This window comes from Halopelagius inordinatus, assembly GCF_900113245.1.
Classification (GTDB): domain Archaea; phylum Halobacteriota; class Halobacteria; order Halobacteriales; family Haloferacaceae; genus Halopelagius; species Halopelagius inordinatus.
Genome location: NZ_FOOQ01000012.1, coordinates 1 through 18,725 on the forward strand (window position 1 = coordinate 1; position 18,725 = coordinate 18,725).

Genomic DNA, 18,725 nt, shown 5'->3' on the forward strand with positions numbered 1-18,725 from the left:
CCGGCCCGCGGCGAGTTCGTCTCGAACTTCTTCGACGTCGTCGACTGGGACGAACCCTCCGCACGCTACGACCAGGCCGTCGAACTCTTCGAGTAGACGACTTCGTACACCCCGATTTTTCTTTCGCGGCCCGCCGGTGAGCGACGGCGCTGTCGGTGAGAGAAGAGACGGCCGACGACCGGATTCGCGGGGTCAGTTCCCGGACGGAACGAACGAGTCGGCGTCGAACTCCGATGCGGCCGACTGGATAGCGTCGTTCAGTTCGGAGTAGTCGTAACAGTCGTCCGGCGGGTCGAAGCTAGCGAAGACGCCGACGGGCGTGTCGAAGAGAAACGTCCGGAACTGTTCGAACGCGGAGAGGCCGCGGACCGTGTAGCCGTAGTCGGCGTAGTAGAGCGACTCGTACGTCCGGCGCGTGATGAACCCGTAGCGCTCGTTGTCCACGAAGCGAGAGACGTCCAACTCCTCGGATTCGAGTTGCTCGGCCACGTCGGAACGGACGTACAGTTCGTCGAAGTTTCGTTCGTCGAAGAGCCACACGTCTCTGAGTGCGTCGCCGCCGAACGCTTGGAAAACCGAGACGAGGTGTTCTTGCGGCCTGTTCATGACAGAAGAGATGAGAGACGCCTGTTAACGGTTGTGATTCGACGGGCGAGAGCGGCGGGATTTTCCGCCCGGGCGGGAAAGGAGACGGTATGCCCAGACCGAAAGACGACTTCGAGACGCTCTACCCGTACCGCCTCTACGAACCCCGGGAGATTCTCGACGAGGAGTCGATGTACACCGTCCCGGAGATAGCCCGCCTGCTTCAAGGACTCGCGCCGGACGCCGAGTTAGACGCCGCGACGGAGGACCGCGTCGTCGCGTGGACGATTCCGTGGCTGATGAACCACGCGGACGAACTCGTCATCAACGACCCGGTGGGCGACGAACCCGGCTACTTCGGCGTCGTCTCCGAGGACCGCGCGCCCGACGAGATTCCCGACGACGCGGACAAGTAGCGACGACCGGTCAGCCCATCCGCGCCGCGTTTCCCGCGAACTCGATGTCCTCGAACGGCCGGTCCTCGACGCTCGGGCCGTGACCCGTGTGCATCGCGTCGAGGTCCTCTCCGACGGTTTCGCGGATGCGGTCGATGCTGTCTATCAGCGTCGGTCGGTGACCTTCTTCGAGGTCGGTCCGGCCGAAACTCCCGTTGGCGAAGACGAGGTCACCGGCGAATAGCGTCCGCGCGTCGCGGGAGTACAGACAGAGGTGGTCGTCTTTGTGCCCCGGCGTGTGGACGGCGACGTAGTCGTCGTCGCCGATTTCGACCGTCTCGCCGTCCGCGAGTTCGCGGTCCACGAGGGGGTTGTCGGGGTCGTACCCCCACGTCTCCACGCCGAACGCCTCCCGAACCGCCTCGACGTTGCCGACGTGGTCCTCGTGCGTGTGCGTCAGGTAGACGCGGTCGAGTTCGTCCGTCTGTTCTCGAACCGCCGAAACCACGTCGAAGTTCGCTCCGGTATCGACGAGTGCCGTCGTCTCGCCGGTGACGAGGAAGGTGTTGCTCGTGAAGACGTCGACGCCGCGGGCGAGGTTGGTAATCACGTCTATCGTTATGGGGTAGGTGGGTTTTGTTTTTGCGACAACTCGTTGATTCCCTTTCTGATAAAGACAGGTAAGGGAGTTCCAGTATGGATTCATTACCTCCTGAAATGATGTTGTCTGCGGAGGGATATTGGCAATTCAGGAATGGTGACCGTTCCTCTGATTCTCGGACAGTACGAACGAATCGTCACTACTGACATTGAGACTCACTATCCTCGACAATCTATATATAACCACGGCGGTAAGCCGCGATCAATGCCTAGCGGGGTTTCATTGAGTCAGCTTGGCCTCGTTGTAACACTGGGATTTGCTTGGTGGAGATTGGTTAGGTTCACCCGCGAAAGCAAGCAGGAGGCGGTCAAGCAGATGGAGGATCAATTCTGGATACATCACTCTCTTGATCTGGAGATCCCTGCTGGTCAGACTGAGCACGAGCGAGAATATGATAACAAACAACTCGTTGTTCGGGGACTCGAAATCCGCGAACACGGGTGGTGGGTTCAGTGGGATATGTTCGGTCGTGATGAGTTCACTAGCCGCAAACACAAACTCAAAGCGTTGTACCGCCATTCAAAAGCCCACGCTCGGAAAACTTGGTACTACATCTGGCGAAACATCCGCCCTTTCGCAGGTCTTGATTTAGAGTGTACGTACCTCGTTGAGGCGCAGAGTTGCAGAATTGGGACGATGGAACATGAAAAAGAAATCGAAGGGCTTGGACGAGAACTATCTGGGCGGACGATTACAGAGGTATTTGACGAGGTTCAATCTCTACGTCCAATCCGTTCTAATCCTTTTCTCTACCGCATCACACTTGACACATATGACGACTACAGAGCTATTGAGGTTTTCAGTGAAATCGCCTCCTCTAAATTCATCCGGGATCCCCGCCACGCGGAGAATACAACGTCTGAGGAGTAATGTGCTATATACAACTGTCCTTGGCTCGTTTCTCTCACGAGAGAGTTTCGACAGAGCCGTTGCCCTCATTTCTCATATCGCTCCGCTTTTAGCAGGGAGGATTGATGGTTGTGGTAGATTGGGGGCACCATGAAACAGTATCTCGATTTAGTGACGGACGTTCTCGCGGAGGGGCAGCACAAACCGAACCGGACGGGCGTAGACACCGTCTCGGCGTTCAGTCAGCACTACGAAATCGACCTCGATTCGGGCTTTCCGCTGTTGACGACGAAGGACCTCTCGGGGTTCCGTTGGAACTCGCTCATCCACGAGTTCGTCTGGTATCTCTCCGGCGAGGAACACATCCGGACGCTCCGCGAGGAGACGGGCATCTGGAACGCGTGGGCCGACGACGAGGGCCGCCTCGATACGGCGTACGGTCGGTTCTGGCGGCGTTTTCCCGTTCCCGAGGAGGGCCTCCCGGGCGAGGCGTGGCCCGAAGACGACCACCGCTGGATGAACGACGACGAACGCACGTTCGACCAGATACAGTACGTCGTAGACCAGTTGCGCGAGAACCCCACCTCCCGCCGCCTCGTCGTCAACGCGTGGCATCCCGCCAACGCGGCCGTCTCCACGCTTCCGCCGTGTCACTACTCGTTCGTGTTCAACGTGCAGGGCGACCGGTTGAACCTCCACCTCACCCAGCGTTCGGGCGACGTCGCACTCGGCATCCCGTTCAACATCGCCGCCTACTCGCTTCTCCTGACTGCCGTCGCCCAGCGAACCGGATTCGAACCCGGGACGTTCGCCCACACCGTCGTGGACGCGCACGTCTACTGCGGCGAGGGCGAACGCGGCGCGTGGTACGCCGACCATCTCTCGGAGTTGCAGTCCCGTCTGGCCGACGTGTCGGACCGGTCGGACTACCTCGACGTGCGCGACTGGGTGGTCGCCGCCGCCCCCGACGAACCCGAGGACGCGGAGGACTACGACCACGTGCCCGGACTCCTCGAACAGTGTTCGCGGACGCCGCGCGAACGCCCGACCATCGAAGTGGCCGAAAAGCCCCTCGACGAACTGACGTACGACGACATCCGCCTCCGAGAGTACGACCCCGCAGACGGCATCCGGTTCGCGGTGGCAGAGTGATGTCCGCGGACGACCCGACGGCCGAAGACGGCGGGGACGGCGCAGATGGCGTCGAGTACGTCCTCGTCGCCGCAGTCGCGAGAAACGGCGTCATCGGACGCGACGGCGGCATGCCGTGGCATCTCCCCGAGGACATGAAACATTTCAAGCGGACGACGACGGGCCATCCGGTCGTTCTCGGGCGGAAGACGTACGAAAACGTCGTCGACGCCCTCGGCGAACCGTTCCCGGGGCGGACGAGTATCGTCCTCTCGACGAGGGAACTCGACGTACCGGAGGGCGCGAGGCTGGCGAACTCCGTCGCGGAGGCGACGACGCTCGCCGAGTCCGCCGCCGCGGAGATGGGCGTCGAGACGGTGTACGTCGTCGGCGGAGCGGCCGTTTACGAGGCGTTCCTCCCGCGCGCGAGTCGCATGGTACTGACCGAACTCCGCGACGACTACGAGGGAGAGACGACGTTCCCCGAGTGGGACGAACGCGCGTGGGAGGAAGTCGAACGCGACGACCGAGAGGCGTTCGACTTCGTCACCTACGAACGGGCCGAATCCGGGGAGGGCGACGACCGATGAAGTGGGAGTACAAGATAATCAGAACGTCCGACGGCGGTCTGTTCAGCGGGGATACGGGGCCGATGGAACACGCGCTGAACGAACTCGGCGACGCCGAGTGGGAACTCGTCGCGACGCTCTCGGACGGACGACCGGCGGCGCAGACCAACGGCGCGACTGCGCTCGTGTTCAAGCGGCCGAAGCCGGACGCGTAGACCGGATTCGAGGCGCTCTCCTTGCCTCTCGCGGTTCGACCGCCCGTCTGACAGCGACGGCGCTTTACGTGTGGCGTCCGACCGTCCACGAATGGATGCCGACGAGGTTCGCCAGCGATGGGAAACGCTGTCCGGGGAGTACTCACCGGACTACTACGCGTACTACGGCCCGAACGAGACGAGCGAACTCCTCTCGGAGACGCTCGAGTCGGCCGTCGGCGTCGAGGGGAGCGTCCTCGAACTCGGCTGTAGCGCGGGGCGACATCTCGCGCATCTCCACGACGAGGGGTATCGGAACCTCTCGGGCCTCGACATCAACGAGGACTCGTTCGACGTGATGGCCGAGGAGTACCCCGAACTCGAAGCAGAGGGCACCTTCTACGTCGATTCGATAGCGAACTGTCTCGGCGACTTCGAAGACGACGCGTTCGACGCCGTCTACTCGGTGGAGACGCTCCAGCACGTCCACCCCGACGACGAGTGGGTGTTCGAGGAGATAGCCCGCGTCGCGGAGAAACTCGTCGTCACCGTCGAGAACGAAGGCGGCGGAAAAGAACGGAACGGCGACCGAACCGACGGCGAGAGAGCCGCTGACGACGGCTCCGATAACCCGTCGGTCAACTACGTCAGCGGCGAGATGCCGCTCTACTACCGGAACTGGCACGGCATCTTCACCGGCCTCGGCCTCACGGAGGTCAGAACCGTCGGACTCGACAGGGACACGTTCAGGGCGTTCCGACCGGCGTAGAGAAGGGAGACGGGAGATGAGACGGAGAGCGTTCAGGCCGTCTCGTTCGCCCGTTCGACGGGGACGAAGGCGGGCAACGAGTCACCCTTTTCGACGGTCACCAGTTCGTCGCCGTCGTAGACCACCGAGAACGTCCGGTAGTCGCTCGGCACCGAGACGACGGCGTCGAGTCGGGTTACCGGCGTGCAGTCGGCGGCGGGTTTCTCGTCGGAGTCCGGAGCGGCGTCGATTCGGTAGACGTACTCGCCGGGCTCGGGCTGTTCGACGCTCCCTTCGAGTCGGAGCGACGGTTCCTCGTGCGAGAACGTGCGATTGAACACGAACGTCGTCCGGTCACCGTCGGGGACGCGAACCAGCCACGAGACGGGTTCCGTGGGGGCGTCTGCCTGACATCCCGTCGCGGCCCCGAGCGACGAGGTGGGCGAGGTGGTCACAGACGACGGAAGGACGTACGCGACTGCGCCGCCGCCGAGGAGGAGTCCGACGAGGAAGGCGGCGACGAGCGCTCGCATCGTGAAAGACATTCGTCTGGATACGCGAGGAGCGGAGAAAAACACACCTTGAGCGGTGCTATCGTCGGTCGGAGTGACCGCCGCCGACGTTTTAGTCCCTCGGCGTCGAACCACCTGACGTGTCAGCAACCTTCGAACTCTACGAGGACAAAGCCGGGCAGTACCGATGGCGACTCCGCCACGACAACGGCAACGTAATCGCCGATAGCGGAGAGGGGTACGCCTCGAAGCAGAAGGCAAAACAGGGCATCCGGAGCGTGAAGGCGAACGCGCCGGAGGCGACCACCGAGGAGGTGTGACCGGCCGATTCCGACGGGTCGAACGGCCACGGTGAAGGTTGAGACGCGGGTTCGCGTCGAGATGCGGTAATATCGTGCTCCGGTGGTGGCTTTATCCGTGCTCGGGTCCGAGGTGTACACGATGAACCGCAACGACCAGCAGGCGTACGACCGAGGGACGTCTCTGTTCTCTCCCGACGGACGTATCTATCAGGTCGAGTACGCCCGCGAGGCGGTCAAGCGTGGCGCATCGAGCGTCGGCGTGCGGACGGCGGACGGCGTCGTCCTCGCCGCACAGCGACGGACGAGCTCGAACCTCATGGAAACTGAGAGCATCGAGAAGCTACACAAACTCGACGAGTTCCTCGGCGCGGCCAGCGCGGGCCACGTCGCAGACGCTCGGCAACTCGTCGACGACGCCCGGACGGAGGCCCAGCGGAACCGACTCCGCTACGGCGAACCCCTCGGCGTCGAGACGCTGACGAAGACGCTTTCGGACCAGATTCAAGAGAGCACGCAGATAGGCGGGACGCGTCCGTTCGGCGCGTCGCTTCTGATCGGCGGCGTCGACGGCGACGTCGGCCGACCGAGTCCGCCGGCGCGAGAGGCGGACTCCGACGAGGGACGAGACGTTCGTCCCCGCCTGTTCCAGACGGACCCCTCGGGTGCCCCCCAAGAGTGGAAAGCGGTCGCCATCGGCTCGAACCGCGGCGACATCCAGGAGTTCCTCGAAGACGAGTGGAACGAGGATATCTCGGTGGACGACGGCGTCACTCTCGCCATCCGCGCGCTTCTCGTCGGCGAGGACGACCTGACCGCCGAGGAGATAGCCATCTCCACCATCTCCGCGGAAGGCTACCACCAGGTCGAAGACGACGACGTATCCGCCATCATCGAGGAGTTCGGCGGGTCCGGCGACGACGACGAGGAGTGACGCGGTAGCGGCGCGGTTCGCGTCCGTCGCGGGCCGACCGACTTCGCACCTCGCAGACGCGACTCTCTTCTCCGACTCGCGCTACCGCTACCCGGAGGTTTACGCGGAGTCGAATCGAACCGCCCGACAGATGACAGAGACACCCGACCTGTACGTACTCGCGGGCGGCCGAGTCGCCGACGCGACCGGAACGCGCGACGCGGACGTGGTTCTCTCGCCCGACGAGGGCCGAATCGTCGCAGTCGGCGACGACGCGGAGACGGAGGCGGCGAGGGAGGACGCGGACGACGTAGAGACGGTGGACGTCTCGGGGTCGGTGGTCGCGCCGGGTCTGGTGGACTCGCACGTCCACCTGATGATGGACAGTCGTCCGGACGTGGCGACTGTGGACACAGAGAGCCGAGAGATGTTGAGTTACCGCGCCGCCGCCAACCTCCGCGCGAACGTCGAGGCGGGCGTCACCACCGTCCGCGATTTGGGCGCGCCCGGAACGCTCGCACTTGACGCCGGAACCGCGGTGGAGACGGGAGTTCTGGAGGGGCCGCGAGTTCTCGCTTGCGGTCAGAACGTGGTGATGACTGGCGGGCACGGCCACTGGTTCGGCCGCGAGGCGGACGGCCCACACGAGGTTCGGAAGGCGGTCCGCGAACAGTTGAAACGCGGCGCGGACGTGGTCAAATGCATGGCGACGGGCGGCGTCCTCACCGAGGGCGCACAGACCGGCGCGCCGGAACTCACGCCCGAGGAACTCGCCGCAGTCGTCGACGCGGCGTCGGCCGAGAACGTCCCGACATCGGCGCACGCCCACGGTCAGCGGGGGATTCAGAACGCGGTCCGCGCGGGGATAACGAGCGTCGAACACGCGACGTTCATGGACCGCGAGACGGCCGAGTTGCTGGCCGAAGAAGGGACCTACTGGGTGCCGACGGCCAGCGCCTTGGAGGGTATCGTCGAGAACGGCGTCGAGGGGGGAATCCCCGAGGAGGCCGTCGAGAAGGCCGAAGACGCACAAGAACGGTTCGAACGCGCGTGGGAACACGCTCTCGACGCGGGCGTCACCGTGGCGATGGGTACCGACGCGGGGACGCCGTTCAACGTCCACGGCGAGAACGCCCGCCGCGAGATAGAACTGATGTGCGACTACGGCATGTCGCCCGAGGCGGCGTTGGAGGCGGCGACGGTGACCGGCGCGGAGTTGCTCGGACTCGACGACACGGGCCTCGTCGAACCCGGCTATCGCGCCGACGTCGTCGTCCTCGACGCGGACCCGACCGAAGACGCCTCCGCGTGGCGCGAGTCCGAAGCCGTCTTCGCGGCGGGTCGGCGAATCGTCTGAAAAACGAGGGTTCTGCGGCGTTCAGTACGTCCGCTCGGCGTCGGCTTCCGGGTCCGTCTCCCTATCGCTGGTGCCGTACCATCCCGCCAACCACGTGATTGCGGCGATGAGAATCAGTACCATTCCCACGAACGACGTGGCCGGTTCGGGGAAGAAGAACAGCACCGCTCCGATGACGAGTAACTCTACGACGCCTATCGCGCCCCAGTACTTCTTCCAGTCAACCATATTACAACTACACACGTAGAGCGTCAAATCGATAACGGCCGTCGCAGAGAGTATCTGTCTCGACGACAGCTAGCGGCGCGTTCAGTCCGAGTCGAACACCCGTCCACGGCGTTCTTCGGCCGCGTCCCGGCATTTCTCGGAGGGGGTGCGGTTAGCGAACGCCGCGGGGAGATACCGTCGCGAGGAGACGGAGACGGTCCGACGGACCTTCGCGCGAACCGCTCCGAGGTCCACGGATTCGCTGCCGAGTATCGCGAACCCGGCGAAGATGGTGGCGAATCCGGCGACGGCCGACGCCGAGATGGTCTCGCCGAGGAACACCACCCCGCCGAGAGTCGCCACGACCGGAACGACGTAGAACACGAGGTTCGCCCGTATCGCGCCGGTTTCGTCGATGAGGCCGAAGTAGGTGATGTAGGCGACTGCGCCGGCGAAGATGCCCACGTAGCCGAGTGCCACGAACGCAGTCGGCGTCCACGAGATGGCCGCCGCCGACTCGCCCGCGGACCAACTGAGGAGGTGACAGAGCACCGCCGCGAAGGGGAGACCCCACGCGGTGCGCACCGTACTCGACAGGTCGGCGTCGGCCCAGCGGATGAGGACGCTCCCGAGGGCACCGGCTATCGCGCCCGTAAACAGGATGGACTTGCCGAACGCGCCGCCGAGGAGGTTCGCCGGGTCGGGACTGACGACGAGTCCGACGCCGACGAGAGCGAGTATCATCCCCGCGACGCCGCGCGCCGAGAGGCGTTCGTCCGAGAGAAGCGCCGCCGCGAACACCGGCGTCAACACGGGGTTGAGGCTGAACACGATGGACGCGACTGCGCTCGTGGCGTACTGCTGGCCGACGAACAACAGCGCGTTCGTCAGGCCGATAGCGAGGACGCCAGTAGAGAGAATCCCGACCACGTCGCCGCGCGTCCGCGGGACGAGTCCGTCGCGAGACGTCGTGAGAACCGCGTATCCGGCGAGTGCGACGGCCGCCACGTCGAAGCGGAGCGCGACGAACAGAAGCGGCGGGAAGTAGTCGAGTCCGGCCTTCGCCGCGACGAACGTCCCGCCGAAGAGGAGACTCGTCAGAACGAAGAAGACGAGCGTGCGACGTTCGACCACTTACGCCCACCTCCCGTCGGTCCGAGGCGACGACGCCGCGTCCGCAGAGACCGTTGAAGCGAGAATCATCGTACTCTCACCTACGAGCCGCAGCCGTATAGTTTAATTCAGAAATTTTTTCAAATCAAGAAATACCGCCGACTCGCGCCAGACGCTCGCGGCGTGAAATGATTTCACGGTGCGAAAGTGGTTTACCGCGACGGGGACCAGAGGGCGTATGGAGTCCGCGCTGGAGGAGATAGAGTTTCTCGCGCTCTCGTCGAACCGGGTGGAGGTGCTGCGACTGCTCTCCGAGGAATCGCAGACGCGAAACGGCCTCGCGGCGGCCACCGGCGCGTCGCAGGCGACGCTCGGGCGGATTCTCGCAGACTTCGAAGAGCGGTCGTGGGTCAGACGCGAGGGCGGCGAGTACGCGGCGACGGCGACGGGACGACTCGTCTCGAATGGGTTTACGGACCTACTGGATATCTTAGAGACCGAAGGCGAACTCCGGGACGTCGTCCGCTATCTGCCGACGCGAGCGATGGAGTTCGACCTGCGGCATCTCGCCGACGCGACTATCACCGTTCCGAGCGAGACGCGGCCGAACGCGCCCGTCCAGCGCGTCTTGGAGTTGCTCGACGACGCCGAGGAGGTGCGGGCGTTCTCGCACGCGTTCAACGAACAGAGCCTCACCCTCGTCGAATCGAAGACGACTGCCGGCGAACAGACGTTCGAGGCGGTCCTCTCTCGAAACGCCGTGACCGCACTCGCGGAGGATTCGACGCTCCGGCGGCGACTCGAATCCCTCCTCGACGCCGAGGGCGCGGAGATTCGCGCCCGCGAAGGCGACATCCCCCTCGCGGTGACGATAGCCGACGACGTGGTTCACCTCCTCGTGCGCGACGACGACGGCGTGCTCCGCGCGTCTATCGATACCGACGACGAGACGGTTCGACAGTGGGCCGACGACAGGTTCGAGGCGTACTGGCGGACGGCCGCTCCGGTGGACGACGAGGAGTTCTCGCGGTGAACTGCGTCGCGGCGAACGATTGATGTGCTAACGAGTTGCACATATCGTATGGACTCCGCCACCGCCGTCCGGTCGACGCGCCGCGCGGCGACTCACGCCGAGTTCGGGCGTCGGGTGACCGAGCAAGCGAACGAACTGCGAGACGCGTTCGCCGAGGGCCGGTTCGTCGGCGGGTTCGCTATCGGCCTCGAACTCGAAGGCTACGCCGTCGATGCGGCGGGCCGACTCGCTCGCGTCCCGGACTCCGTCTTCGAAAGCGACTGTGATAGAGAACTCGGGCGGCACAACGCCGAGTTGAACTCTCCGGTCTGCGAGTTCGACGCCGAGGGACTGCACCGGCAGGCGGCGGCCGTCGAACGGTGCGTGACCGACGTGCGAGGGGCGTTCTCGGACGCCGGACTCGCGTTCGTCACGGACGGGATGTGGACCATCGGGCCGCCGGAGGGCGCGGCGTCGTATCTCGCCGACTGTCGCGTCGAGGGCGGCGTCGCACTCGCGGCGAACATGGCTCCGAAAGCGCGCTATCACGCCCTCGACGCGGATATCACGGCGCACGGGCCGGTCGAGATAGACGTCCCCGCCTGTCGGCGGCAGTTTCCCTCTATCCTCGTCGAATCGCTCGCGACGTCGATGCAGGTCCACCTGCAGGTTCCGACTGCCGACTTCGCCCGATACTTCAACGCCGCTTTGCGAACTCTCGGGCCGGTGGTCGCGTTGGGTGCCAACAGTCCGTTTCTACCCCCGCCGCTGTACGACGCCGACGCGGACCCACAGAGCGTCATCCGCGGGATGGACGAACTCCGTATCCCGGTCTTCGAGGCGATGAACGTCGCCGAACCGGGGAAGGTCCGCGTCCCCCGAGACGTGGACTCACCGACCGACGCCGTCGATAGGCTGGTCGCCGACCGCTGTTGTGCGCCGTACCTCCGCGAGTGGGTCACGGGCGACCGACGAGAGGGGTTCGCGGCCGAGTACTGGGAACTGCTCCACAAACAGGGGACGTGCTGGCGGTGGGTTCGGCCGGTTCTCGGACCGGAGGGACCGAGAGTCGAGTACCGGGTGCTGGCCGCTCAACCGACGGTCGAAGACGTGTCGGCGTTCCAAGCGCTCGTCGTCGGCCTCGTCCACGGAATCGTCGTGACCGACCATCCGCTCGCGACGCTCCCGTGGGCGGACGCGCGGGACTCGCTGTACGCGGCCGCCCGCGACGGACTCGACGCGGAACTCGCGTGGGTGACGAAAGCGGGGGAGAGAACCGACGACTCCGCAGTCGTCTACGACGAACTGTTCTCTCTGGCCCGTCGCGGACTCGCGGACAGAGGCGTCGAACCGGACCGAATCGACGGACTGCTCGCCCCCGTCGAGGGCCGGTGGGACGCTCGGACGACGCCGAGCAGGTGGAAACGCGACCGGGTGCAGAGAGAGTACGACGGGGGGAGAACGCTCGATGCCGCAATCGAAGCGATGCAACGGGAGTACATCCGGCGCAGCACCACCGGCGACCCGTTCGTCACGTGGACCGACTGAGGTCCAGAGTCGCTTCCCGTCCCGCCCAAACTGGCCGGGGTTCGGTACGAAAATCGGCCGACTGCGCTCTCTCGTGGTGCGCCGTGGCTCGATAGGGTTCGACACGGTCGCCGCGAAACGGAACCGTTTTACACATCCCACCAATATCCAGAAGTGCAGGACGCTCCGTTGGTGTAGTCCGGCCAATCATCTTGCCCTCTCACGGCAAGGACCAGGGTTCGAATCCCTGACGGAGCACTTCTCCGACCTCGAACCGACGAGCGACGGCAGGGTCCATTCCCAAAATCGGGTACTGGTCGCGTCCTCTCGAACGGAGACGACTCACCCGACGAACCCGGACGTCTCCCAGTCGTCGTCCGCGTCGAACTCCGGAGCACTCACGAGGACGAACGCGCTCTCGGTGTCGCCGTTTCGAATCTGGCGCGTCGCCTCCGCCGGGATACGGATGGCGTCGCCAGTCTCCATCGGAACCGACTCGCCGTCGACGACGACGGTGGCTTCTCCCTCGATGAGAACGTACACCTCTTCGTGTTCGTTGTCGGTGTGGTCGTGTTTGCGCCCGTTCCACCCGGGCTTACACCGCGCGACGGTGACGCCGACCTGATTCGTATCGAGCGGTTCGCGGAGGAAATGCATCGCATCCCCGACCTGTTCTACGTCGGTGTAGTTCACCTTCTGGTAGGTCATTGTTAGAGGCGAGGACCGCAAGCGCAATAAGATTTAGACGGAACCCGTCACCGGTTCGACGAGAGGCGACGGCCCCTCTCACCACTCGTAGGCCTCGCGAGGGTCGACGCTGTCGCGTTCGCGGTCGAAGACGTGTTCGCCGTCGACGAAGACGTGTTCGGTCCGGGTGTCGAACCGGTAGAACGGCCCGTCCCACACCGCGATGTCGGCGTCCGTGCCGACTTCGACCGTACCCACACGGTCCTCGATGCCGAGAATCTCGGCGGGATGCCGCGTCACGGATTCGAGCGCCACCTCCTCGGGGAGTCCCTCGCGGACCGCCAGACCGACGCAGACGTCGAGGTGCCGTTGCGGGAGAACCGGCGCGTCGGTCTGGATGGCGACTTTCACGCCCGCCTCGTGGAGGATGCCGGGCGTCTCGAACGTTATGTTCCGGAGTTCGTACTTCGCGCCGGAGTACAGCGACGGCCCGCAGACGGCGGGGACGTCCCGCTTTGCGAACTCCTCTGCGACGAGGTGTCCCTCCGTGGCGTGTTCGATGGAGAGTTCCTCGATGCCGAACTCGTCTGCGATACGGAACACCGTCACGATGTCGTCGGCGCGGTGGGCGTGGACGCGCAGGGGAAAGTCCTCCGCGACGACGCGGGCGAGGTTCTCCATCCCCAAGTCGCGTTCGAACGGGTCACCCTCCTCGCGGGCGTTCGCGCGTCGGTCCGCGTAGTCTTCGGCGTCCATCAACGCCTGTCTGAGCGTCGCCGCGACGCCCGGTCGAGTGGACGGTTGCCGGTCCATCCGGTCGCCGTGGAACCGTTTCGGGTTCTCGCCCATCGCGGCCTTCATCCCGTCTTCGCGGATGAGCATCTCGTCGGCCGTCAGACCGTACGTCTTCATCGAACAGATGACGCCGCCGACGACGTCATCAGAACGCGACGCGTTCTGATTGGCTCACGAGAGCTTTGCTCTCGTGAACGTTGCCCGACCCCATCCGAGCGGAGACGCTCGTCACGCCGTTTTGAAACGCGTGTTTCAGTTCCTCGTCGCGCGGGTGAAAGCCGTCGAGGGCGTTGACGTGCGGCGTCACCGGGTCGGTTCCCTCGTTCACGTCTCCGTCCTCCGGTTCGTCCCACTCCGCCATCCCGGCGTGACTGTGGGCGTCGACCAACCCCGGCGTCACGTCCGCGCCGTCCACGTCGAGTTCCGTCGCGTCGGCGGGCGCGTCTACCTCTCCGACGGCCGCAATCTCCCCGTCTTCGAGCAGAACGTCTCCCTCGACGGTGCCGCGGTCCGTCGCGGTGTGAACCACCGCGTTGCGAATGACTATCACGAAACCGACCTCGCCCCGGGCCTACCAGTACGTTTCGCTTCGTCGGTAGTCGCTCGTGGCCGGTCAGTCGGTCGGAAACCGCCCGAGAAAAGTCCCGGCTTCCGTCGTCAACGCTCGGCGTCCGGAGCGTTCGCGTCCGGGTCGAACGCCGTCTCCGTCTCCGAATCGAGAAGTCGGGTGCGGACGTACGACTCGACGGCGGCGTTCAGCATCCCTCGCCAACTTTCGAACTCAGAGTGGGCGGCGACGTGGTCGTCCCACTCCGCGTCCGGAATCCGCTCGAACGATTCTTGGTCGGTCACCTCGAACTCGCTCTCGGCGACGAACGCACCGATGGACGGCGCATCGGTGTACTCGACCATCCACTCTTCCGCAAAGAGGTCCTCTAAGGTCACGTCTCCGCCCAAGCCGCCGATGTCTCCCGAGATAGCGGCCTCGATGGCGCGTCGTTCCTGCCGCATCGGTTCGGAAGGACTGTCCGGACCTACATATTCCATTGGGATAGTATCAGTTCGTGGTGACGATTTCGACTACGTCGCGGTGCGAGAGAACGTGGTCCGCGCCGACCTGTCTCTGTGAGTGACAGTCGATGCCGTGGAGGAGGCCCTCGCCGATGTCGGAGTGGAGGTGGTACGCGAAGTCCTCCGTCGTCGACTCGTCGGGAAGGATAAAGCAATCGCGGAAGACGCCCTGCGTGTCGGACCGGCCGTTCGCGCTTCCGGGGAAGATGGCGATTGCGCCCATCTCGTCGAACAGGGCCGTCTCCAACGCCGCTTGGACGCCCGTTCCATCGAACTCCGCGACGAACTCGCGAATCTGCTCTAACCCGGCCTCCTGTTCTTCGGAGATATCGCCGACGATTTCGAAGTCGTCGTCGCCGGCCCGGTAGTCGACGACGTCTCCCTCGGCGGCCTTCTTCAACGCCTTCTCCGCGTGCGCACTCGCGGGGACGAAAGAGAGGTGGTCGTAGTCGGGGTCCGACGTGATCTCCGCGAAGTTCTCCTGTGCGACGGGTTTGTCCATCTTGTTGGCCGCGATGACCATCGGCTTCGTCCGCTTGCGAATCTCGCGGGCGACGTCGGCTTTGTCGTCGTCGCTCCACTCCTCGGGGTCGAGTCCGAGACCCAACCCGAGGATGACCTGCTTTATCTCGTCTTTGTTCGTCTTGAACGCGGACATCTGCTCTGCGAGGTCCTCTTCGACGTTTTTCTCCTCGCCGTTGTAGCCCGAGCGGTAGCGTTCGAGACCCTTCTCTAAGACGTCGAGATACCACATGTCGAGTTCGTCCTCGAGGAAGTCGATGTCGTCGCGGGGGTCGTGGCCCTCCGTGGGTTCGCCCTCTATGTCCGTCTCGCCCGAGAAGTCGACGACGTGGACGAGGACGTCGGCCTCGTTGAGGTCGGTCAGAAACTGGTTGCCGAGGCCCTTCCCCTCGTGTGCCCCGGGGATGAGTCCCGCCACGTCGACGAGTTTCACCGGGACGAACCGCACGCCGCCGTTACAAAAGCCGACCGAGGGCGTACACGACTCGTCGAACTCGGGGGCGGCACACTCGACGCGGACGTACGCCTCGCCGACCGACGGGTCGATCGTCGTAAACGGGTAGGCGCCCTCCGGCACGTCGTTCATCGTCGCCGCGTTGAAGAACGAAGACTTGCCGACAGAGGGTTTGCCGACCAGCCCGATCTTGTGACTCATTACGTTCGGATGAACTCTCGGACGGCAAAAGGGACTCTATCCGGGACCGCGTTCGACACGCGGTACCACGATTTCCGAGGCCGCGAGTCGCCGACGTGCCCGCCGCGCCACCAGCGAGTATTTGCCTTCGGGGGCCCGACACGAGACAATGACCGATTCCGACGGCGGCGACGCCGACGACGCCGACACGTTCGGCGTCGGCGTCCACGTCACGGAGGCGGACCTGCAGTTCGTCGTCCACGTCCCCTCCGACATCGACTCCGGGTGGACCGACCCCGAAGAGTTTCAGCGACTCGTCGAACGGGTCGTCTGGGAGGAACTCGACCGAGAGTCCACGCTTCGCGGCATCGCCCGCCGCGCGGACACCGGCGACACGGTGACGCTGGGACGCGTCGCACTCCGCCCGGACGGCACCGTCGTCCGGACGCACCTGGAGGCACCGGGACGCGACGCCCTCGACGACGCGCAGACGGAGTCGTGACCGCACCGACCGACGGCGGTGACGCGTTGACCGCGGTTCGGGACGCAGCGGTCGAACGCGCACTGCTGGACGCCGCCGACGCACGGCGGTATCTCGCACTCGCTGGGGCGATACACCGGGTTCACGAGGAGGGAGTGGGCTCTGCCGGACCGCTTACCGCAGCGCTGACGTGTACGCTCGCGGTCAGCGAACTTCGCTCTACGGCCTCGCGGACGCCGCGCGACGATTCGACGGGAACGCGCGCGCACATCGCCTCGTCGCCTCCGACTCTCTCACCTGCGGGCCCCGCGTCACCGCGGTCGTCCGTCGATGCGACGCGCGAACTCGTCGCGACGGGTGCCGTACTCGCGGTTCGCCGGTTCGACGCCGACCCGGAGACGGTCGCCGCACGTGCGGGACTTCCGCGCGCGGACCTGAACGCGAGACTCGAAAGAGAGACGTGAGGCTCGAAAAAGAGACGCCCGCGAGAAAGATTTCGGACTGCTAAGGAGGGGGTTACTTGCCGCCTTTCGCGTGGTCCGGCGGACCCTGTTTTCCGTCGTCGCTGTCGTCTTCGGAGTCTGACTCGTCGCTGTCGTCCTCGGAGTCGGAGTCGTCGTCGCTATCGTCGTCCGATTCGCCGTTCTGTTTGTCTTCTTTGCCTTTCTCGTCTCTCTCGTCGTTCTTTCTTTCCTCGTTTTTCTCGTCGTCACCCTTCTTCTCGGCTTTCTCGGGCGGACCGCGCTTTTCGCTCTCGTCCGTCTCGTTCGCGTCGCCGCTACCCTTTTTCGCCTGTCCGGGTGCGTCCTCTTTCGCGTCGTCGGCGTTACCGGGGTTGTTGTTCGTCACGAAGTCGGAGATTATCTGCCCCGGCGGTCCGTTGAACCCCGCTCCGCGGAGCGACTCGATGAACAGCGTTACGGACTGTCCGAAGTTCTTCTGCTCTTCGACGAACTCGGTCGTCAACGTCTCGGTGGCCGTCGCCTCGTCACCCTCGCTACTCGCAGTGACCGTGACCGTCACGTTCTCTGCTGGGGTCGGCAGGTCGACGTCACCGCCGTCGTCGGTCCGGTACGTTCCCGTCCCGGAGTAGTTGCCGTCCGCGGCGACATCGACGGTGGCGTTCGCGACGCCGGTGCCGTTACGCGTCACGTCGATTTCCACTCCGCCGGACTGCTGGGTCACCCCGACGCGGAGTTCCGCTTCGGTGGTGGCGAGTTCGGTGGTGGACTCGGCGGTCAGGTCGTCGTACGTCGCCGTCACGGTGACGTTCTGCGTCTCGTCCGGAGCCACGAGTTCGACGCGTCCGTCCGCGTCTGCGGTGTAGTTACCCGTCCCGGAGTAGTTACCGTCGGCAGCGACGGCGACGGTGGCGTTCTCGACGGCGGTACCGTACTGCGTCACGGTGACCGTCGCCGTTCCGTCATCAGCCTGTTCGACGAGGGCGTCGAGAGACTCCTCGCGCGGGACCAGTTCCTCGGTCGTCGTCGAACTCGAACCGTCCACCGTCACGGTCAGGTTCACGTCTACCGTCGCCGCGGGTTCGGGGAGTTCGACCGCTCCGTCGGCGTCGGTCCGGTACGTTCCCGTCCCGGAGTAGTTGCCGTCCGCGGCGACATCGACGGTGGCGTTCTCGACCGCCGTGTCGTTCTGCAGTACGGTCACGACTGCCGATCCCGTCTCGGGGTTCTGTTCTACGGTCGTCTGTGCGGTCGGCGCTGCACTGACCGCCGCGGGGGCGACTGCGGCGGCGACCAACGCGAGTGCCAAGAGTGCTACGAGCGATTTCGTGTGTCGCATTACAGTCAACCATTCTAACTGGTATGCCATAAGTCGGGTATTCGCTGACCCCGCCTTTGGGTCGATTTGGCCGGATTAACGCCGATTTAATCGACAGACTGCGCGGGTTTTCGCGGTTGCGTTCCCGAGACGAGAACAGATGGACCGTGTGGGAGAGCGTCGCCACTCGCCGTATGCTCCCGTTCGAAATGAAAAAAGCCCACACTTCGATAGTGTGGGCCTCGTATGAGTGGAGGCGGCGAATCGAATTTCCCAGAGGTTCGCACACTCCAGTACTGACCGAAACGCGAGTGGGCTTAACTTCCGTGTTCGGGATGGGTACGGGTGTGACCCCACTGCTGTGGCCGCCTTAACGCCGAGCAACGGAATCGAACCATTGTGATACCAGTCTCGGTGGGTCTACTCTGACCGATATGTACGTGCAATCCAGTTAACGCCTGAACCCGTTTCATCGGAATATGGTGGGTCCGATGCAGTATGAGTATGGCTTGGTCTGTTAGTGCTTGCGGGCTAAACGCCTCGTTGCCTCGGCGCGTACACCCCAAGTCTATCGAACTCGTCTTCTACGAGTGACCTCTATGGTATCTCTTTTTCATGTGGGTTTCGAGCTTAGATGCGTTCAGCTCTTACCCCGTGTCGCGTAGCTGCCCGGCAACTGCCCTC

Annotated in this window: 21 protein-coding genes, 1 tRNA gene, 2 rRNA genes and 2 pseudogenes; 14 read left to right on the forward strand and 12 right to left on the reverse strand. The window is 64.4% G+C overall.

The features are described 5' to 3' along the window. Positions 1 to 192: 192 nt before the first annotated feature. A complete protein-coding gene (locus tag BM167_RS17780; protein ID WP_092894079.1) occupies positions 193 to 606 on the reverse strand; it encodes a DUF7522 family protein in 414 nt (137 codons plus the stop codon). Between the two features lie 89 nt (positions 607 to 695). On the opposite strand from BM167_RS17780, the gene BM167_RS17785 reads away from it, so the two are divergent. Further along, on the forward strand, positions 696 to 1,001 hold the full coding sequence (locus BM167_RS17785; RefSeq protein ID WP_092894080.1) for a DUF5827 family protein: 306 nt from the start codon (positions 696 to 698) through the stop codon (positions 999 to 1,001). Between the two features lie 10 nt (positions 1,002 to 1,011). On the opposite strand, the gene BM167_RS17790 is transcribed toward BM167_RS17785, so the two are convergent. Further along, the gene (locus BM167_RS17790) at positions 1,012 to 1,590 is read right to left on the reverse strand and encodes an MBL fold metallo-hydrolase (protein ID WP_092894081.1); all 579 of its coding nucleotides are present in this window, start codon (positions 1,588 to 1,590) and stop codon (positions 1,012 to 1,014) included. 255 nt (positions 1,591 to 1,845) lie between these two features. Between BM167_RS17790 and BM167_RS18250 the strand changes: the two genes are divergently transcribed. The 5 genes from BM167_RS18250 (at position 1,846) to BM167_RS17815 (ending at position 5,153) form a co-directional block, all read left to right on the forward strand. Beyond that, complete coding sequence (locus BM167_RS18250; protein WP_143095546.1) at positions 1,846 to 2,511, forward strand: hypothetical protein; 666 nt, start codon at positions 1,846 to 1,848, stop codon at positions 2,509 to 2,511. A 129-nt stretch (positions 2,512 to 2,640) separates the two neighbouring features. After that, positions 2,641 to 3,642 (forward strand): thymidylate synthase, encoded by a 1,002-nt coding sequence (gene thyA, locus BM167_RS17800; RefSeq protein ID WP_092894083.1) that lies wholly within the window; start codon positions 2,641 to 2,643, stop codon positions 3,640 to 3,642. After that, on the forward strand, positions 3,642 to 4,211 hold the full coding sequence (locus BM167_RS17805; RefSeq protein WP_092894084.1) for a dihydrofolate reductase: 570 nt from the start codon (positions 3,642 to 3,644) through the stop codon (positions 4,209 to 4,211). The genes thyA and BM167_RS17805 overlap by 1 nt, the downstream gene beginning before the upstream one ends. After that, positions 4,208 to 4,405: a DUF4177 domain-containing protein gene (locus BM167_RS17810; protein WP_092894085.1), complete on the forward strand. Its 198-nt coding sequence runs from the start codon at positions 4,208 to 4,210 to the stop codon at positions 4,403 to 4,405. The genes BM167_RS17805 and BM167_RS17810 overlap by 4 nt, the downstream gene beginning before the upstream one ends. 91 nt (positions 4,406 to 4,496) lie before the next feature. Next, positions 4,497 to 5,153 (forward strand): class I SAM-dependent methyltransferase, encoded by a 657-nt coding sequence (locus tag BM167_RS17815; RefSeq protein ID WP_092894086.1) that lies wholly within the window; start codon positions 4,497 to 4,499, stop codon positions 5,151 to 5,153. Between the two features lie 32 nt (positions 5,154 to 5,185). On the opposite strand, the gene BM167_RS17820 is transcribed toward BM167_RS17815, so the two are convergent. Beyond that, positions 5,186 to 5,677 carry a hypothetical protein gene (locus BM167_RS17820; protein ID WP_092894087.1) on the reverse strand — a complete coding sequence of 164 codons (492 nt, stop codon included), beginning with the start codon at positions 5,675 to 5,677 and terminating at the stop codon, positions 5,186 to 5,188. 110 nt (positions 5,678 to 5,787) lie between these two features. Here BM167_RS17820 and BM167_RS17825 point away from each other — a divergent pair. The 3 genes and pseudogenes from BM167_RS17825 to BM167_RS17835 all read left to right on the forward strand — a co-directional run. After that, a pseudogene (locus BM167_RS17825) lies at positions 5,788 to 5,964 on the forward strand (HVO_2922 family protein); the annotation flags it as partial. A gap of 121 nt (positions 5,965 to 6,085) precedes the next feature. After that, on the forward strand, positions 6,086 to 6,877 hold the full coding sequence (locus BM167_RS17830; RefSeq protein WP_092894099.1) for an archaeal proteasome endopeptidase complex subunit alpha: 792 nt from the start codon (positions 6,086 to 6,088) through the stop codon (positions 6,875 to 6,877). A 130-nt stretch (positions 6,878 to 7,007) separates the two neighbouring features. Then, on the forward strand, positions 7,008 to 8,213 hold the full coding sequence (locus BM167_RS17835; protein WP_092894089.1) for a metal-dependent hydrolase family protein: 1,206 nt from the start codon (positions 7,008 to 7,010) through the stop codon (positions 8,211 to 8,213). Between the two features lie 21 nt (positions 8,214 to 8,234). On the opposite strand, the gene BM167_RS17840 is transcribed toward BM167_RS17835, so the two are convergent. Both BM167_RS17840 and BM167_RS17845 read right to left on the reverse strand, forming a co-directional pair. Continuing rightward, complete coding sequence (locus tag BM167_RS17840; RefSeq protein ID WP_092894090.1) at positions 8,235 to 8,441, reverse strand: hypothetical protein; 207 nt, start codon at positions 8,439 to 8,441, stop codon at positions 8,235 to 8,237. An 81-nt stretch (positions 8,442 to 8,522) separates the two neighbouring features. Continuing rightward, on the reverse strand, positions 8,523 to 9,554 hold the full coding sequence (locus tag BM167_RS17845) for a DMT family transporter (RefSeq protein WP_092894091.1): 1,032 nt from the start codon (positions 9,552 to 9,554) through the stop codon (positions 8,523 to 8,525). A 217-nt stretch (positions 9,555 to 9,771) separates the two neighbouring features. Here BM167_RS17845 and BM167_RS17850 point away from each other — a divergent pair, with 217 nt between their 5' ends. The 3 genes from BM167_RS17850 (at position 9,772) to BM167_RS17860 (ending at position 12,330) form a co-directional block, all read left to right on the forward strand. Then, entirely contained in the window at positions 9,772 to 10,566 is a 795-nt protein-coding gene (locus BM167_RS17850; RefSeq protein ID WP_092894092.1) for a helix-turn-helix transcriptional regulator, read from the forward strand. Between the two features lie 48 nt (positions 10,567 to 10,614). Further along, the gene (locus BM167_RS17855) at positions 10,615 to 12,093 is read left to right on the forward strand and encodes a glutamate-cysteine ligase family protein (protein WP_092894093.1); all 1,479 of its coding nucleotides are present in this window, start codon (positions 10,615 to 10,617) and stop codon (positions 12,091 to 12,093) included. Between the two features lie 162 nt (positions 12,094 to 12,255). Then, positions 12,256 to 12,330 (forward strand) — tRNA-Glu (locus BM167_RS17860). An 84-nt stretch (positions 12,331 to 12,414) separates the two neighbouring features. Here BM167_RS17860 and BM167_RS17865 read toward each other — a convergent pair. The 4 genes and pseudogenes from BM167_RS17865 to BM167_RS17880 form a co-directional block, all read right to left on the reverse strand. Beyond that, positions 12,415 to 12,780, reverse strand: a complete 366-nt coding sequence (locus tag BM167_RS17865) for a cupin domain-containing protein (protein ID WP_092894094.1) — start codon at positions 12,778 to 12,780, stop codon at positions 12,415 to 12,417. 78 nt (positions 12,781 to 12,858) lie between these two features. Next, positions 12,859 to 14,104 (reverse strand): annotated as a pseudogene (locus BM167_RS17870) (amidohydrolase family protein). Positions 14,105 to 14,211: 107 nt separating this feature from the next. After that, on the reverse strand, positions 14,212 to 14,565 hold the full coding sequence (locus BM167_RS17875) for a hypothetical protein (RefSeq protein ID WP_092894095.1): 354 nt from the start codon (positions 14,563 to 14,565) through the stop codon (positions 14,212 to 14,214). Positions 14,566 to 14,611: 46 nt separating this feature from the next. After that, entirely contained in the window at positions 14,612 to 15,802 is a 1,191-nt protein-coding gene (locus BM167_RS17880) for a redox-regulated ATPase YchF (RefSeq protein ID WP_092894096.1), read from the reverse strand. 148 nt (positions 15,803 to 15,950) lie between these two features. On the opposite strand from BM167_RS17880, the gene BM167_RS17885 reads away from it, so the two are divergent. After that, complete coding sequence (locus tag BM167_RS17885) at positions 15,951 to 16,283, forward strand: DUF8124 family protein (protein WP_092894097.1); 333 nt, start codon at positions 15,951 to 15,953, stop codon at positions 16,281 to 16,283. Further along, a complete protein-coding gene (locus tag BM167_RS17890) occupies positions 16,280 to 16,726 on the forward strand; it encodes a hypothetical protein (RefSeq protein WP_092894098.1) in 447 nt (148 codons plus the stop codon). Before BM167_RS17885 ends, BM167_RS17890 begins: the two co-directional genes overlap by 4 nt. A gap of 52 nt (positions 16,727 to 16,778) precedes the next feature. Here BM167_RS17890 and BM167_RS17895 read toward each other — a convergent pair whose 3' ends face one another. The 3 genes from BM167_RS17895 to BM167_RS18735 all read right to left on the reverse strand — a co-directional run. Further along, on the reverse strand, positions 16,779 to 18,062 hold the full coding sequence (locus BM167_RS17895) for a hypothetical protein (RefSeq protein ID WP_177213416.1): 1,284 nt from the start codon (positions 18,060 to 18,062) through the stop codon (positions 16,779 to 16,781). Positions 18,063 to 18,292: 230 nt separating this feature from the next. After that, positions 18,293 to 18,414 (reverse strand): 5S ribosomal RNA (gene rrf / locus BM167_RS17900). Positions 18,415 to 18,538: 124 nt separating this feature from the next. Then, positions 18,539 to 18,725, reverse strand: a 23S ribosomal RNA gene (locus tag BM167_RS18735); the annotation flags it as partial.